Source organism: Ruminococcus sp., from assembly GCF_016283395.1.
The window spans coordinates 171,821-188,164 of record NZ_JAEEMU010000036.1 but is presented as its reverse complement, the minus strand read 5'-3'; the positions used below and the strand labels follow the sequence as shown (position 1 = coordinate 188,164).

Genomic DNA, 16,344 nt, shown 5'->3' with positions numbered 1-16,344 from the left:
TCATCATGCGTTATAATAGAAATGTTGACATATCAGAAATAAAATATGCCGATAGCTCTCCATCAAAAGCATGATGACAGCTGCAAACCTGTTGAGTGTGCAGCCAGAGCTGAATTTACCAAAGACAGCTCTTCGGCGGCATTGCCTTTCGCTGAACACCATTGGACGGGTCGTCCCGTGTACAGGTACTATTCGCAGCCGCGCCTCTACCTTGTAACTATAATAGCACTTAAATCAGCTATTGTCAATACATAATTGAAATTTTATTCCAAGAAATCAAAATTTAGCTTTGCTAAATTTTGATTTCAGCTGTTAGCTATTAGTGCATAGTGATTAGTCAGTTGAAAATACTCCATGCTAAGCACTAATCACTATCAACTGATCACTGGACAAAAAGGAGATATTAATGGAACTTCTCAAATCCGATTTTTACTATGAGCTTCCCGAGGAGCTCATCGCTCAGACTCCCATAGAGCCGCGAAACGCCTCACGAATGATGTGCGTTGACCGCAAAACGGGAGCAATATCACACGACCACTTCTATAATCTATGCGATCACCTCAAGGAAGGTGACTTGCTGGTAATGAACGATTCCCGAGTTATCCCTGCAAGACTTTACGGTGAAAAAGTGGGCAACCAGACCTTTATCGAGTTTCTCCTGCTGGAGCAGAAGGGCGACAAACGCTGGGAGATAATCTGCCGTCCTGGCAAAAAAGCCAAGGTGGGCACACGCTTCTCATTCGGCGGCGGCAGGCTGGTCGCTGAGGTAGTTGAAGTCAAGGACGACGGCAACCGCATCGTTCAGTTCGAGTGCGAGGGCAATTTCTTCACAGCTCTCGAAGATGTGGGACAGATGCCGCTTCCGCCTTACATAAAGGAAAAGCTCGAAAACCGCGAACGTTATCAGACAGTATATTCAAAGGAGCTTGGTTCAGCAGCCGCTCCCACAGCAGGTCTGCACTTTACTCCCGAAATGCTTGACGATCTTCGCTCACGTGGCATAAAGACTGCTTTCGTAACTCTCCATGTGGGACTGGGTACATTCCGCCCCGTCAAGGAAGATAACGTACTCGACCACAAAATGCACAGCGAGCATTACTATCTCCCGAAGGAGACTGCCGACCTTATAAACGAGACAAAGGCAAAGGGCGGACGAGTTATAGCTGTAGGAACTACCACCTGCCGCACACTTGAAAGCGTGGCAAGCTTTTACGGAGATATTTCCGAACACGAGGGATATACGGACATATTCATCTACCCGTCCTATGAATTCAAATGCATAGACGGACTCATAACAAACTTCCACCTTCCCGAAAGTACGCTCATAATGCTTGTTTCAGCTTTCATGGGATACGAGAATACAATGACAGCTTATAAGACAGCGGTCGAAGAAAAATACAGATTTTTCAGCTTCGGCGACAGTATGTGTATACTTTGAAAATAATATTGAAGGGAAAAAGAAAAATGACTGACACTGAACTTTTGGATTTTTTTAAAGGAATTATTGATTCAGAGGAAGGACCTATCGTCATCTGCAATATGGATTACAGGATAATATACGAGAATCCTGCCGCTATCCAATACTACGCTCCTGCTTCACCTCTTACAGGAAAGCTCCTTGAAACTTATATGGACGATGAAATGATGAGCAAAGTCGTAATGAGCGTTGAATGGTTCAAAGAGGACAAGAACAACAATAAGGTATTTGCACTGCATGACGATCATAATAACATGGATATGTATATACTTGCAATAAGGAATTCAAAGTCAGAGCTTATCGGCTTTTACGGCAGACGCGAGTACAGAAATCCCGATGAAGGCAAAATGTTCGACCTTGACTGATAACAGATAACTTAAAATACAAAGGAGAAGCTATGTTCAAACTTCTTAAAACAGACAATAAAGCCCGAAGAGGTACATTTGAGACCGTTCACGGCACTTTCCAGACCCCCTGCTTTATGAATGTAGGCACTGCCGCAGCCATAAAAGGCGGCATATCCTCAGTTGACCTTAAAGGGCTGAAAACACAGGTAGAGCTCTGCAACACCTACCACCTGCACCTCCGCCCCGGCGACCACGTAGTCAAGCAAATGGGCGGTCTGCACAAGTTTATGAACTGGGATAAGCCTATCCTTACCGACAGCGGCGGATTTCAGGTATTCTCCCTTGCGCAGCTGCGAAAGATAAAGGAAGAGGGCGTATACTTCGCTTCTCACATCGACGGTCACCGCATATTCATGGGACCTGAGGAGAGTATGCAGATACAGTCAAATCTTGCCTCAACAATAGCAATGGCGTTTGACGAATGTATCGAAAATCCTTCTCCTTATAAATATGTTGCTGACTCTATCGAGCGTACAACTCGCTGGCTCATACGCTGCAAGGAGGAAATGGCTCGCCTGAACAGCCTCCCCGATACCATAAACAAGCACCAGATGCTTTTCGGCATAAATCAGGGCTCAACATTCGATGACCTGCGCATCAAGCACATGGAGGACATCGCCAAGCTTGACCTTGACGGCTACGCTATCGGCGGACTTGCCGTAGGTGAAGCAACTGAGGAGATGTACCGCATAATCGATGTAGTAGAGCCTTATATGCCTGTAGATAAGCCCCGCTACCTCATGGGAGTAGGAACTCCGTCAAACATAATCGAGGCTGTAGCAAGAGGTGTGGATATGTTCGACTGCGTAATGCCAAGCCGAAACGCCCGTCACGCTACTGTTTTCACATGGAGCGGCATAATGCACCTCAACAACAAGTGCTACGAAACTGATCCGCGCCCTGTTGACGAGCAGTGTGACTGCCCGACCTGCCGCAATTTCAGCCGCGCATATATACGCCACCTGTTCAAGGCAAACGAACAGCTTGCAGGCAGACTTGCAGTACAGCACAACCTCTATTTCTACAATACGCTCACCGAAAAGATACGCGAAGCCATTGACGAGGACCGCTTCGAGCAGTTCCGCGGAAAATATTCCCAGCTTCTCGCCACAAGAATATAATATCACGGCATAACGCCATAATACGGAGTTTATATGAATACGTTCCTGTTTGTTTTAATGCTTGCGGTCTCTGTCGCAGTGACCGCTGTTTTTCTGCATGAGATAAAATGCGACATCAACGGTTACAGCAAGATAAGTTCAAAGACAAAGAGCCTGCGCGGCATTGCAAGAGGTGCTGCGGTACTTCTCAGCTTCATAGCAGCCGCAGAAGCTTTCGGCATAATAAATATAAGCGAATACAAGGGTGCTTTCCTCATGCTCGGTGCAGCAGCAGGCTTGTCCATGCTTGCCTGCACTGTCAACAAAAAGAAAAAGTACCACACCGTTCAAACATTCGTAAAAGCCCTGCTCATAGCCACTGTGCTTGAAGCCACCATATTCAGTATCCCCACATTCCGTCTCTGGTTCGGAAGCTACGGAGAAATGAGCTTTTCCGCACAGGAGCTTTCTGACGGCAGCGATATTGAATACCGTCCCGAGAATGACGATATAGCTGTTATCGGCGACCGTACAACTACATTCACATTCAAGGGCATCAATGAACAAGTTGCAGATGTTTACGTGGATATCGACTTCGGCAAAAACACAAAGGCAGCAAACGTATCCATTGATGCTATGGACGAAACAAAGTCAAACAGCTACAGAGAGATGATAGCCGAGGGTACTCTTGTCAAGGGCAAGCCCCATTCTCACTATATACAGCTCCACCTTTCAGGCGATGTGAGCAACCTTAAACTTACGGTATCTCCCCTTGATGAGGGCATGGTATATATTAAAGGCATCACCTTCAACAAACAGATACCTATGAGCATCTCATGGGCAAGACTGTTCCTTATCGTATTTGCAGCCTGCTTCTGGCAGCTCATGATGAAGAGCAAGACCATGCAGTACAGCTTTACCAAGAATAAAAAGATATTCCGTCTTGCCTGCGTAATCATAACTGATATCGCCTGTCTTGCGGCAGTACTCATAACCTTCACAAAGCTCGACAACACTTCTATCATCGACATAATGAAGCGTCCCACAGGAAACCAGATGACTCAGGAGCTTGTTGAAGCCTTTGAACACGGCAGTACTCACCTGCTCACCGAGCCTACTGACGAGCTCAACAACTTCCCTACTCCTTACAACAGTGATGCTCTTGATGAAGCTCATATCCGCTATCAGTGGGATCATGTTTACTTCAACCAGCAGTATTTCAGCTATTACGGTATAGCTCCTGTTGTATTGGTATTCCTGCCGTATCATCTTCTGACGGGATATTTCTTCCCCGATTCTATGGCAGTTCTCCTGTTTGCTATCATTGGTATGATCGGACTTACCAAGCTCTACAAGGAGTTCCTCAAGAAGTTCTTCCCTAAAACTCCAACAGGCATAGCAATAGCAGGACTTATCCTCATTCAGACAGTAAGCGGCATATGGTTCAGCATTGGCAGACCTCTTTTCTACGAGGTGGCTATGTCCGCTGGCTTTGCAACGCTTACATGGGCGGTATATTTCATGTTCTCCGCCAACATAATAGGTACAGAAAAGCCCATACTCAGCAGAACAGCAATATCTTCGCTTCTCTTTGCCATAGCAGTTCTCTGCCGTCCTACACTTGTACTTTACTGCATAACCGCAGCACTGTTCATGATGCTTGCACTTCCCCGTGTATCAGCATCGGGCAAAAAGGGCGAAAGCAAGCTTTTCACCGCTTCGGGAGTCCGCTATCTGCTCTGTGCCATAGTTCCAATGGCTTGCATAGGTCTTACACAGATGTGGTATAACTACGACCGTTTCGGCTCGCCGTTTGAATTCGGCATACAGTATTCACTTACTATCAATGACTTTACAAAGACTCAGTTCCACAGCCGACTTTCATGGACAGCTCTGTACAACTACTTCCTCAATCCGCCTGCTTTCAAGACTTATTACCCGATAATCGGCACTGAGTTCCAGTTTATGAACGCAGGAGGCTATTTCTACGCCGACCTTAATTCCACAGCAAATACCTCGGGACTTTTCTTCCTTGCACTTCCTATGTTCGCATATCTGCTTTCGGGCAAGGCTCTGAAAAAAGTCCGCGGTGGAAGAAAGCAGAAGATCCTTCACGCAGCATACATAGCTATCCCATGCCTGTTCATACCATTCGGCATCGTTGCTTCCGTATGGGAAAGCGGCTATGCAGTAAGATATATGGTGGATTTCGCATGGCAGTCACTTCTCGGCGCATACACTATCATATTCTTCATCTACAGCCGACTTGACGATCCCACAAAGAAAAAGCTCATATCCGCCTTTATGTGGTTCTCGGTGATGTGGGGACTTATAGTTGGCGGCGTACAGGAATTCAATCAGGCATTCCGCTTTGATATCTACAACAGAGAATTCCCCGAAATGGCTTATGAAGTCCAGAGGATGTTCGCATTCTGGGTATAAGCAATGTACTATATCTATATCATAAAATGTGAGGGAGACCTGCTGTACACAGGCATTACCACCGATGTGGAACGCCGCATGAGCGAGCATTTCGGCAGAACGGAAAAATGTGCGAAATACACCCGCTCACACAAGGCAGTCTCTCTCGAAGCTCTCTGGAGCTGTGAAAACCGCAGTCTCGCATCAAAGCTCGAATACCGAATAAAGCAGCTCTCCAAAGCGCAAAAGCTGAAGATTATTGCTGACAACAGCTGCTTTGGAGAGCTTTTTGGTACGGAGCTTTCCGAAAAATATACCCGTGAGACCTTTGACAAGGAGTAATATATGTACGAAAACAAGACTGAAGACCTCCCCGTAAAAACCGTCCTTGCCTGTGTTGATACAGGTGAATTCGACGCGGAAGTCTCCATAAATGAGCTGGCAGAACTGGCTGCTACGGCTAATGCCGATGTAGTGGGAACTATAATACAGAAGCGTCCTGCCTATGACTCTGCCACCTGCATGGGCGCAGGCAGACTGGAGGAGCTTAAAGAACAGCTCGAAACCCTCGAAGCCGAGCTAGTCATATTCGACCATGAGCTCACAGGCGTACAGGTGAGAAATATCGAGCAGATACTGGATGTGCGCGTTATTGACCGAACCACTCTTATCCTCGATATCTTCGCCCAGCGTGCAAGAACAAAAGAAGGTAAACTGCAGGTCGAGCTTGCACAGCAGAAATACCGCCTCCCCCGCCTTACAGGCATGGGTACTGCCCTTTCAAGACTGGGCGGCGGTATCGGTACAAGAGGTCCCGGTGAAACAAAGCTCGAAACAGACAAACGTCATATCCGCAAGCGCATAAGCTACCTTGAAGCCGAGCTTGAGGAACTCAAAAAGCACCGTAACTTCTCGCGTTCACGCCGAAAAAAGGACGGCGTACTGTGTGCAGCTATTGTCGGATATACCAACGTAGGCAAGTCCACACTTCTGAACGCACTGACGGATGCAGGAGTTCTTGCCGAAAACAAGCTTTTTGCCACACTTGATATCACCTCGCGCTCAATAGAGCTTCCCGACGGCAGGAGCGTCATGCTCATAGATACAGTCGGACTTATCAGACGGCTCCCCCATAATCTTGTAGAAGCATTCAAGTCCACACTTGAAGAAGCAGCTGCTGCGGATATAATCCTGAATGTGCAGGACTTATCCTCACCCGAGATAAAAGAGCAGGCAGAGGTCACAGCAAGTCTGCTCAACGAGCTTGGCTGCGAAGGCATACCGCAGATATACGTTATGAACAAGGCTGATGCCGCACCGTTCACAGATACGGTATTCGAGGACGACAATACAGTTATGATAAGTGCAAAGGAGCAGACAGGCTTTGATAAGCTCCTTGAATGTATAATGAAAAATCTGCCCGAGACTGCAAAGCGCATGAAGCTGCTCGTTCCATATGATAAAGGCGGCTTTATCGGCAAAATAAGACAAGACGGCAAGATATTCTCCGAGGAATACGCTGAAAACGGCACTCTCATCGACGCACTCATTGATGTAAAGCTCATCAAGGAAGCGGAGAACTATAAAGTCTGAGGACTTTTCCGCGAAAACACGTTGACACAAGCACTTAAAAACGCTATAATTAAGTTATGAGTTGAGAATTGAGAGTTGAGAGTTAATATGTTCGCTGCGGCGACACCATAACTGTCAACTCTAAACTCTAAACTCTCAACTAAATCAAAATTTAGCTTTGCTAAATTTTGATTAAAACGAAAGGATAAATAATGAACACAAAGATAAACGAGATATACGGCTTCGACGGCAGGCTCACAGAGCTTGCTGCTCAGGCTGAAAAGAACTGCGCAGAGGCATTTGCAAGAATTGACGCAAATGCTGAATACTGCGGAGCAAAGGTACTCAAAGCATTCTCCGACAACAAGGTCAGCGAGCCATGCTTCTACGGCTCAACAGGCTACGGCTACGGCGATATGGGACGCGATGTGATCGACAAGGTATTTGCTCAGGCACTCGGTGCAGAGGACGCTCTCGTGCGCTTCAACTTTGTTTCGGGAACTCACGCTCTTTCCGTTGCACTCTTCGGTGTACTCAGAACAGGCGATAAAATAGTATCTGTCACAGGCAAGCCCTATGATACCCTCGAAGAAGTTATCGGTATCAGCGGCAGAAAAGGCAAAGGCTCACTCATGGACTACGGCGTTGAATACGGTCAGGTAGACCTTAACGATGACGGTACTCCCAAACTTGACGAGATAACCGAAGCTGTAAAGGGAGCTAAAGTCGCTTACATACAGCGTTCTCGCGGCTATTCTCTCCGCGGAGCTTTCACAATTGCGGATATCGAAAAAATGGCAGCTGCCGCAAAAAAAGGCAATCCCGACATCATCGTAATGGTGGACAACTGCTACGGTGAATTCGTTGAGGACCGCGAGCCAGTTTCCGTAGGTGCTGATATCATCATCGGCTCACTTATCAAGAACGCAGGCGGCGGTATCGCACGTACAGGCGGATATATCGCAGGAAGAGCCGACCTTGTGGAGCTTTGCTCATACAGACTTACCTGCGTAGGCATGGGCAAGGAAGTAGGCTGCACCCTCGGTATGAACCGCGAAATGCTTCTTGGACTTTTCTTTGCTCCAGATGTTGTAGCTAATGCTATCAAGACCTGTACCTTCGCAAGCGAGCTTTTCACACTTCTGGGATTTGAGTGTTCACCGCGCAAGGACGAGCCACGCGGCGACATCATAACTGCCGTAAAACTTGGTGACGAGAAACATCTCTGCGCATTCTGCCGCGGAATACAGAAAGGTGCTCCCGTGGACTCTTTCGTAACTCCCGAGCCGTGGGATATGCCCGGCTATTCAAGCCAGGTCATCATGGCAGCAGGAGCTTTTACAAACGGCGCATCAATAGAGCTTTCAGCCGATGCACCGCTTCGTGAACCATATGCAGTCTGGATGCAGGGCGGCATAACCTACACAAGCGGCAAGCTTGGCGTAATGCTTGCAGCACAGGAAATGCTCTCTGACGGACTCATCAAGATCTAACGGCTTTGCCACATTATTATCAGGCGGCGGAACGCCGCCCCTACAACGGGCTAACAGCTAACGGCTAATGGCTAACGGCTAAAATATCAATGAGGAGGAATTATCATGCCATTCATCAATGTCAAAACAAACGTATCTGTTTCCGACGAACAGAAAACATCCATCAAATCCGCTATGGGACGCGCTATCACAGCTATTCCCGGCAAGTCAGAGGGCTGGCTCATGGTAGGCATCGAGCCTGAGTACGACCTCTGGTTCAAGGGCGAGGACGCTCCTGCCGCTATGGTAGAGGTATCTATCTTCGGCAGTGCTTCTTCAAATGCTCTTGTAACTCTCACAAGCCATATCACAGGCATTCTCACAGACAATATCGGCATACCGTCCGACCGTGTGTATGTAAAGTACACAAGTACCAATGAATGGGGCTGGAACGGTTCAAATTTCTGAGGTGATACGAATGAAATTCAAAAGAATTTGCGGCTTACTGACCGCATTTGCCATATGTACAGCCGCCTGCGTGCCCACAATAGCAGATAAAACTGCTCCTGTGCTCCACGCTTCCGCAGACGAATGGTGCTTTGCAGGAGATACCTGCGAACCTCTCCATGACACTTCACGTGATATCCAGAAAGAGGGCGTGGGAAATCCGCTTAACTTCGGCGAAAGAAACACTCCTGCCGATGCTTCTACAGCGGAGATACGCGCTATCAATCACAAGATGACCGTACAGCAAGTAAAGTACGCACTCTACAAGGAGATAGACGAGCACTGGGACCTTATCTCCACTCGTCTCGGTCAGACTGACCGTGAAAAGATGTATGCCCTGTTTTTAGGACTCGGTTCAAGAGAGTCCACACTCGGCGAGGGCAAGATAGGTTCAGACCATGAAACAGCCTATGAGGACGGCTGGGGAGTAAACTCCGCTCACGCATACGGTACGTTACAGACTGCCGTTACAGCATTCAAGGACTGCGATCCTAAGTTCATGCCCGAGGACAACGTACCCGAAATGTACCAGTATTCGTTTACAGAGTCCAACTTCTATGACTGCATAATATCCAATCATATGGGTATCAGAAAGATACTCCACTTTGCCGAGATATGCATAAACGAGCAGGGAATGAACGACTATCAGGTAATAAGAAACAGCCTTAAAGGCTTCAACACAGGCTGGTGTACCAAGGCTGAGGACGATGGTGCATACGCTACATATGCAGACGAGATATGTGCAATGGCGCAGTTCTACTACTACGAGGGACACCTCTACGACAACGTGTTCACATGGACATCTGCAAACGGCGAAAAGATCAATAAATACCGTACTTCAAACCGCTGGGACTGGTGGGGCGACGGTGTACCAAGCATGGCTCCAATAGAAGAAAAGCAGGAAACTACCACATCAACTACAACAACCACCACTACTACGACCACAACTACTACATCAGCTACGACCACATCTGAGGAGACTACAACAACTACCGCAACTACAAGCTTTGCAATGGGTGATACACTTTACGGCGACGCAAACTGCGATAACACCATTGATATGTCGGATATCGTACTGATAATGCAGTCACTTGCAAATCCCAACAAGTACGACATCAACGGCACTGACGAGCATCACATCACTATGCATGGAAAGGTGAATGCTGACGTCGATCTTTCAAGCAAGGGCGTTACTTCAAACGATGCCCTGCGCATACAGGAGTATCTCCTCCACAAGATAGACAATCTCGATCCGAAATAAACAAAAAGCCATAGTATTACTGAACTTATCGGTATACTATGGCTTTTTTAGTGAATAACTCTCACCACAATTATTTGTACTGGTTGTAGACATAATTTTTTTATATACTTTCTGAAATCTATTGACAAATACTCTCCATTATGTTATAATTCACGTATAAATAAAAAGAGATCACGTAATGGGAACGGTTATTTATGTTATTTTTTTTACCATAGTAAAAATCTGCTGCTCCTATATACACACTACTTAATTCAGTTAAAAAACGCTTTCGGGATATTTTTTCCCAATGCGGTTGTTTTATTTATAAGGAGGTTTTTTATGAACAAGTTTATGAAAAAAGCAATGGCAGCAGCTTGTGCTCTGGCTGTTGTCGGCGGTGTACCGGCAGCTTTCGGTACTGAAGTTTTCCCAACTGTCCTCACAGCAAGTGCCGCTGAAAACGAGGTAACACTGACAGCTGCACAGGTAGAGCTTACAAGTTCTATCACTCTTGACTTCATTGCATCAAAAAGCTCAGTAGATGCAGCAGGTGTTGATGGTGTTGTTATCTCAGGTCCTAACGGTGATATTGATCCTATTGTTACTGATGACGGAACCACCTATACATATTCATATGATCTGTACCCAACACAGCTTGGTAAGGATGTTACTATCCAGTTCAAGAAGGGCGATACTGTTGTAAATATCGCTGATAAGGGTGCAAGCTTCACATATACTGTAAATAAATACTGTGATGCTGTAGAAGCAGGTTCTTCAACTGATTATACAGATGAAGAAAAGAAAGCAGCAAAGTCACTTAAAAACCTCGGTATCGCATCTGACAACTACTTCAACAATAATGATACAGCTATCACATTCATGGAAGATAGCTATGATCTCAGTGCATATGCTCCTGATTTCGGAACAGATACATCTGCAAAGATATCTCTCTTACTTAATTCAATTACTAAGTTCAGAGTTTACATTGATGGTCTTACTGTACCTGAGGCAGCTAATCTCAAAGACAGTGATGGCGAAACTTCAATATATTCACAAAATGGTAAGAATGACAAGGCTTGCTTTGAAAGCACATTCCTTTACCCAAAGTATTTTGACGAAGTACAGACAATAACTTACAACGGAAATGAATACAAGGCTTCTGCACTTTCATACTGTTTCCGCGCAATAAATTCTACAGATGTCAAGACTCAAAACATGGGTAAGGCTGCATATGAATATTATAAGTATGTATCAGTTTTATAATGCATAATGATCTTTGAGATTTGACCAAAGGAGGTAAGCCACAATGGAAAAGTATATCAGCCCAGAGCTTGAAATAATCGAATTCGAGTCAGAAGACGTAATCACAACAAGTATTCCTGAAACAGACGGAATATAAATAATAAACAGGCAGTCCACGCGGCTGCCTGTTGTTTTAAGGAGAAGATATGAAAAGGATATTACCCGTTTTGCTGCTGTCCGCTCTTGTGCTGACAGGCTGTAAAAACGACGATTCATCGGACAAAGGCGCATCATCGTCCGCGACTACAACTGTAACGTCTGCCGAAACGACTACTGCAACGGCTACCGAGCAGACCACGACTGCTGAAAAAACAACGAGCAAAGCATCAACGACAACTGTTACGACCACAACTGCCGCTTCTGCCACAACTGCCAAAAGCACAGACAGTCCTCAGACAGCCGCAGCGCAGACAGTTACGGAGCTTAACGTACCAAAGGAAACTGCCCCCACAACAGCAGCAACGGAAGCAGCTACTCAGCCACCGACCGAGGAAATGGCCACCACAAAGGAAAAAGAATCTATAAAGCTCCCGAAAGTACCGCTCTGATGAGTTTAGTGGTTAGTAGTTAGTGATCAGTGCATAGATAATTCAATACACAAAAAATGGCGGACAATATCCGCCATTTTTGCTGCATATGTGTACTTATTACTTATTATACATAAGGGCAACTGCATGAGCAGACATACCCAGCTTTTCGCCTGTAAAGCCAAGGTGCTCCTCAGTGGTAGCCTTAACGCTTATCTGCGAAACATCACAGCCGCACACTCTTGCGATATTCTCGCGCATTGTCATTATATGTGGAGCAAGCTTAGGTGCCTGAGCAATAACAGTAGCATCTATATTGCCTATCTCCCACCCTGCTTCGCGGACTCTGCGGCATACCTCTTCCATGAGCTTCATGCTGTCCGCGTCCTTGAAGCTGTCATCGTTATCGGGGAAAAGATGACCTATATCGCCCATTGCGAGAGCTCCCAGCATTGCGTCCATTATCGCATGAACGAGAACATCTGCGTCCGAGTGTCCGAGAAGTCCTGTAGTATGAGGTATCTCCACACCTCCGAGAATGAGCTTTCTGCCCTCAACCAGCTTGTGTACATCGTAACCGTGACCTATTCTGAACATATTGATTCTCCTTTCGCAGCGTGACGCAGCTAAATTATGATTTATTCTCCACTGTTTCAAGAACTTTTTCTTCTTCATTTTCCGACTTGCTGAAAAGCAGTTTCAACACCACTGGTGTTACTATACTTGATACGATAATAAGAAGTATTACCGCCGTAAAGTATGACGAGTCGATAATTCCGAGTCCCAGACCCTTATTGGTAATGATAAGAGCCACCTCACCGCGTGTCATCATTCCTGCGCCGATTTTAAGGCAGTCCTTCCAGCTGTACTTAAAGCACTTAGATACAAATCCGCAGCCGATGACCTTAGTGAGCATTGCAACGATAACAAATCCGACTGAGAACACTATCATGCTCGAATCAACGTTGCTGAAATCGGTTTTAAGTCCGATACCAACGAAGAACACAGGAGCAAAAAACATATATCCGTTGATATTTACGCGGCGGTCGATATACTCCGCATCACGGACATTGCACAGGATGATTCCTGCGATATATGCGCCTGTGATATCAGCGATACCGAAATACTTCTCAGCGATATAAGCCATGATGAAGCAAAGAGTTATAGCTATAATCGGTATACGTCTTGTATGAGTATGTCTCTCATCGTAAAACCTGAAAAGCTTATAGATTATGTAGCCGAGGACCAGCGACAGCACAAGGAAAAGACCTATCTTTCCCGTAACAACGAGAGTATTGCTGTTCGGGTCTTTGAAACCGAGCACAAATGTCAGCACTATCATACCGATAACATCATCAATGATAGCCGCACTGAGTATAGTCTGTCCCACACGGGTCTTGAGCTTGCCAAGCTCTTTCAGTACCTCTACCGTTATGCCTACTGACGTAGCCGTCATGATACAGCCAATAAACACAGCCTTGAAGAATTCGTCCGAGCCAAACTCCGAAAAGCCGTAAATGCACATATACAGCAGACTTCCGCCCACAAGCGGCACAAATACTCCCACACAGGCTATCATAAACGCCGCAAAGCCCGATTTTTTCAGCTCCTGCAAATTCGTTTCAAGACCAGCCGAGAACATGATAAGTATAACACCTATCTCCGCCATCTGACTTATGAAATCAGAGGGCTGGACAAGTCCTCTCCACAGGCATGGTCCGATGAGCAGACCTGCGATGATCTCTCCAACGACCATAGGTGCTTTCAGCCTTCTTGCAAGAAGTCCCGCACCCTTTGCACATATAAATATGATAGCAAGGTCTTTGAGGATATTATAAGTTTCCATTCATATCCATATCCTTTCGTAAATAAAGGGAGCACCACCGCTCCCATATATCCTTATTATACTATGAGGTTTGTCAGATGTCAACTTTTTTTGAAAAATATCTTGAAACAACTTCAAAAAAATGCTTGACAAGCTGTCAATGAAATGGTATAATATTTGAGTATCTTGTGCAACAGATACTATTATTATCCTTGCCCGCAGTAAGTTGTCGGGCATGATCCCAGAAGGAGGTGTGCTAAATGGCAAAGGTATCCGCTAAGTATGAAGTAATGGTTGTTTTCAGCCTCAAGAACGGCGAAGAGCCAATGAAGGCTCTCGTAGAAAAGTTCAAGGAAAGAATCGAGCGTCACGCTGAAGCTGTTGAAGTCAACGAGGATTGGGGTAAGCGTAAGCTTGCATATCCTATCGAGGACGAGACTGAGGGTTACTACGTGATCTACACATTCCAGTCACAGCCTGATTATCCTGCTGAGCTTTCAAGACGTCTTAACATCACAGACGGCGTTCTTCGTTCACTCGTAACAGTTGTTGAATAATTCTACTTCATTAATTAGGAGGCGGTCAGATGAATAAGGTCATTTTAATTGGAAGGCTCACTGCTGATCCTGAACTGAGACAGACTCAGAGCGGTATAGCTTCATGCAGATTTACCGTAGCTTGCGACAGAAGATTTGCCGACAAGAATACAGGTGAAAGACAGGCTGATTTCATCAGCTGTACAGCATGGAGACAGACTGCTGAGTTCGTTTCAAGATATTTCAGCAAGGGTAAGCTCATCTGTGTAGAGGGCTCACTCAGAAATAACAATTATCAGGATAAGAACCACCCCGACATAACACACTACACAACAGATGTGCAGGTAGATAATGTCGAGTTTGTAGGCGGCAAGAGCGAAAGCGGCGGCAACGGCGGCGGTTATCAGAATAATGGCGGCTACAGTGCTCCCCAGAACAATTACAATAACAATTATTCCGCTCCTCCACAGCAGGCAGCTCCACAGCAGCCCGCTAATGACAGTATGTCTTACGGCAACCTCAGCGATTTTGAGGAAATACTCAGTGACGGCGATGTACCGTTCTGAGTCAGTTAACTTTACTTTATTACGATAGGAGGAAAAGTCATGGAAAAGGAAAGAAATGCCCGTCCGGCAAAGAAGCCTCGCAAGAAGGTATGTATGTTCTGCGCTGACAGAATCGAGAAGATCGATTATAAGGATCTCGCTAAGCTCAGAAAGTGCATGACTGAGAGAGCTAAGATTCTTCCAAGACGTGTAACAGGCACTTGCGCTTACCACCAGCGTGAGCTCACAGTTGCTATCAAGAGAGCAAGACACATCGCTCTGCTTCCTTACATCAGCGACTAATCATAAAATTCAAGGGAGGCATTATGCCTCCCTTTTTGCATATTCATATGTAACGCTCCTTACGGCATCGGCAAAGGAGCGGTCAAACGGGGTTACCGGTCGATATTCTGAACAGCAAGCTCCTCATCTCTGCGGAAGAGAAGAGAGATGCACCATACTGCTGAGATAGCTACAAGTATGAAAACTGCACGGCTTATGACACTGTCAGCACCGCCGAAAAGCCATGCTACAATGTCAAATTCAAAAATACCGACTAATCCCCAGTTTATTCCTCCGATAATCAGAAGAATAAGAGCAAGTTTGTCCCACATATTGAGAACACCTCTTTATTCGGGATTTTAAACCACTGACGGCGGATAAATACCGCTCTTCACTGGTACAAATGTATTATCGCCGCAAAATTCAGGATTATTCATTTTTAAGGAGAAAAATTATGTTTCTGTATAATATGTCACTTTTATCCTTTGATAAAAAAACATGGATAATGATAGCCGTGATCGCTGCCGCAGTGCTTCTGCTCATTCTTTATGTATCCGTACACTTCAGCAAAGGCAAGCGCAAGGGCAGAGCTGCCGAGCGCAAGGTAGGAAAATATCTGAAAAAACTGGGCAAAAAGGACAAGATAAGGATAATCAACAACGCTTATCTCCCTCTTTACAACAAAGCCTGTGAAGTCGATCACCTTGTTTTCGGACGTTTCGGCGTACTCGTTGTCGAAACAAAGGGTATCTCAGGCACTGTAACAGGCAGCGGCAAAAATCTGACTCATAACATAGGCAGCAAGACTCATAAATTCTACAACCCACAGCTCCAGAACAAGACACACATGGATAACGTTATCCACCACCTGAAAAAGGGCGGTTTCGAGAAAACTCCCGTAAACGGCGCGGTAGTATTCTCCGCAAAGGATATTGATTTCCCGTCAGAAATAGGCATGGACTTAAAGGGACTTGAAAAGTTCTACAATTCACTTCCTGATGCAGGCTGCAATCAGGATATACTCTACCACTACTTTGAAAAAATGCAGGTACGAAACCCATTCAAGAAGATGTGGATAAGAACACGCAAAAAGAACGACTGATAATAAAGCCGTTAGCCGTTAGCCCTTAG

General features: G+C 45.8%; 18 protein-coding genes and 1 riboswitch. Of the genes, 15 read left to right on the top strand and 3 right to left on the bottom strand.

The window, feature by feature from the left end; genetic code table 11:
* Window positions 1–44 precede the first annotated feature (44 nt).
* Window positions 45–217, bottom strand: a riboswitch (Lysine riboswitch).
* Window positions 218–406: 189 nt separating this feature from the next.
* The 11 genes from queA (at window position 407) to QZZ41_RS05730 (ending at window position 12,046) form a co-directional block, all read left to right on the top strand.
* Window positions 407–1,438 (top strand): tRNA preQ1(34) S-adenosylmethionine ribosyltransferase-isomerase QueA, encoded by a 1,032-nt coding sequence (gene queA, locus QZZ41_RS05780; protein ID WP_295069407.1) that lies wholly within the window; start codon window positions 407–409, stop codon window positions 1,436–1,438.
* Between the two features lie 26 nt (window positions 1,439–1,464).
* Window positions 1,465–1,842, top strand: a complete 378-nt coding sequence (locus QZZ41_RS05775) for a hypothetical protein (protein ID WP_295069405.1) — start codon at window positions 1,465–1,467, stop codon at window positions 1,840–1,842.
* Window positions 1,843–1,874: 32 nt separating this feature from the next.
* Window positions 1,875–3,005 (top strand): tRNA guanosine(34) transglycosylase Tgt, encoded by a 1,131-nt coding sequence (gene tgt, locus QZZ41_RS05770; RefSeq protein ID WP_295069403.1) that lies wholly within the window; start codon window positions 1,875–1,877, stop codon window positions 3,003–3,005.
* Between the two features lie 33 nt (window positions 3,006–3,038).
* On the top strand, window positions 3,039–5,426 hold the full coding sequence (locus QZZ41_RS05765; RefSeq protein WP_295069402.1) for a hypothetical protein: 2,388 nt from the start codon (window positions 3,039–3,041) through the stop codon (window positions 5,424–5,426).
* A 3-nt stretch (window positions 5,427–5,429) separates the two neighbouring features.
* A complete protein-coding gene (locus QZZ41_RS05760) occupies window positions 5,430–5,747 on the top strand; it encodes a GIY-YIG nuclease family protein (RefSeq protein ID WP_295069399.1) in 318 nt (105 codons plus the stop codon).
* A gap of 3 nt (window positions 5,748–5,750) precedes the next feature.
* A complete protein-coding gene (hflX, locus tag QZZ41_RS05755) occupies window positions 5,751–6,998 on the top strand; it encodes a GTPase HflX (RefSeq protein ID WP_295069398.1) in 1,248 nt (415 codons plus the stop codon).
* Window positions 6,999–7,189: 191 nt separating this feature from the next.
* A complete protein-coding gene (locus QZZ41_RS05750; protein WP_295069396.1) occupies window positions 7,190–8,470 on the top strand; it encodes a methionine gamma-lyase family protein in 1,281 nt (426 codons plus the stop codon).
* Between the two features lie 105 nt (window positions 8,471–8,575).
* Window positions 8,576–8,917, top strand: a complete 342-nt coding sequence (locus tag QZZ41_RS05745) for a phenylpyruvate tautomerase MIF-related protein (RefSeq protein ID WP_295069394.1) — start codon at window positions 8,576–8,578, stop codon at window positions 8,915–8,917.
* A gap of 10 nt (window positions 8,918–8,927) precedes the next feature.
* Window positions 8,928–10,217 carry a dockerin type I repeat-containing protein gene (locus tag QZZ41_RS05740; RefSeq protein ID WP_295069392.1) on the top strand — a complete coding sequence of 430 codons (1,290 nt, stop codon included), beginning with the start codon at window positions 8,928–8,930 and terminating at the stop codon, window positions 10,215–10,217.
* A 318-nt stretch (window positions 10,218–10,535) separates the two neighbouring features.
* Window positions 10,536–11,459 carry a hypothetical protein gene (locus tag QZZ41_RS05735; RefSeq protein ID WP_295069390.1) on the top strand — a complete coding sequence of 308 codons (924 nt, stop codon included), beginning with the start codon at window positions 10,536–10,538 and terminating at the stop codon, window positions 11,457–11,459.
* Between the two features lie 185 nt (window positions 11,460–11,644).
* Entirely contained in the window at window positions 11,645–12,046 is a 402-nt protein-coding gene (locus QZZ41_RS05730; RefSeq protein ID WP_295069388.1) for a hypothetical protein, read from the top strand.
* A 99-nt stretch (window positions 12,047–12,145) separates the two neighbouring features.
* On the opposite strand, the gene ispF is transcribed toward QZZ41_RS05730, so the two are convergent.
* Both ispF and QZZ41_RS05720 read right to left on the bottom strand, forming a co-directional pair.
* Window positions 12,146–12,622, bottom strand: coding sequence for a 2-C-methyl-D-erythritol 2,4-cyclodiphosphate synthase (gene ispF / locus QZZ41_RS05725; RefSeq protein WP_295069386.1), 477 nt, complete (start codon window positions 12,620–12,622; stop codon window positions 12,146–12,148).
* A 34-nt stretch (window positions 12,623–12,656) separates the two neighbouring features.
* Window positions 12,657–13,871 carry a cation:proton antiporter gene (locus tag QZZ41_RS05720; RefSeq protein ID WP_295069385.1) on the bottom strand — a complete coding sequence of 405 codons (1,215 nt, stop codon included), beginning with the start codon at window positions 13,869–13,871 and terminating at the stop codon, window positions 12,657–12,659.
* Between the two features lie 239 nt (window positions 13,872–14,110).
* Here QZZ41_RS05720 and rpsF point away from each other — a divergent pair, with 239 nt between their 5' ends.
* The 3 genes from rpsF to rpsR are packed head-to-tail and all read left to right on the top strand — an operon-like array spanning window position 14,111 to window position 15,234.
* Entirely contained in the window at window positions 14,111–14,407 is a 297-nt protein-coding gene (gene rpsF, locus QZZ41_RS05715) for a 30S ribosomal protein S6 (protein WP_109727101.1), read from the top strand.
* A gap of 29 nt (window positions 14,408–14,436) precedes the next feature.
* Window positions 14,437–14,952: a single-stranded DNA-binding protein gene (locus QZZ41_RS05710; protein ID WP_295069382.1), complete on the top strand. Its 516-nt coding sequence runs from the start codon at window positions 14,437–14,439 to the stop codon at window positions 14,950–14,952.
* Window positions 14,953–14,991: 39 nt separating this feature from the next.
* Entirely contained in the window at window positions 14,992–15,234 is a 243-nt protein-coding gene (rpsR, locus tag QZZ41_RS05705) for a 30S ribosomal protein S18 (protein ID WP_028516774.1), read from the top strand.
* A 92-nt stretch (window positions 15,235–15,326) separates the two neighbouring features.
* Here rpsR and QZZ41_RS05700 read toward each other — a convergent pair whose 3' ends face one another.
* Entirely contained in the window at window positions 15,327–15,545 is a 219-nt protein-coding gene (locus QZZ41_RS05700; RefSeq protein WP_074717349.1) for a DUF378 domain-containing protein, read from the bottom strand.
* Between the two features lie 122 nt (window positions 15,546–15,667).
* Between QZZ41_RS05700 and QZZ41_RS05695 the strand changes: the two genes are divergently transcribed.
* Complete coding sequence (locus tag QZZ41_RS05695) at window positions 15,668–16,315, top strand: nuclease-related domain-containing protein (protein WP_295069378.1); 648 nt, start codon at window positions 15,668–15,670, stop codon at window positions 16,313–16,315.
* Window positions 16,316–16,344: the final 29 nt, after the last annotated feature.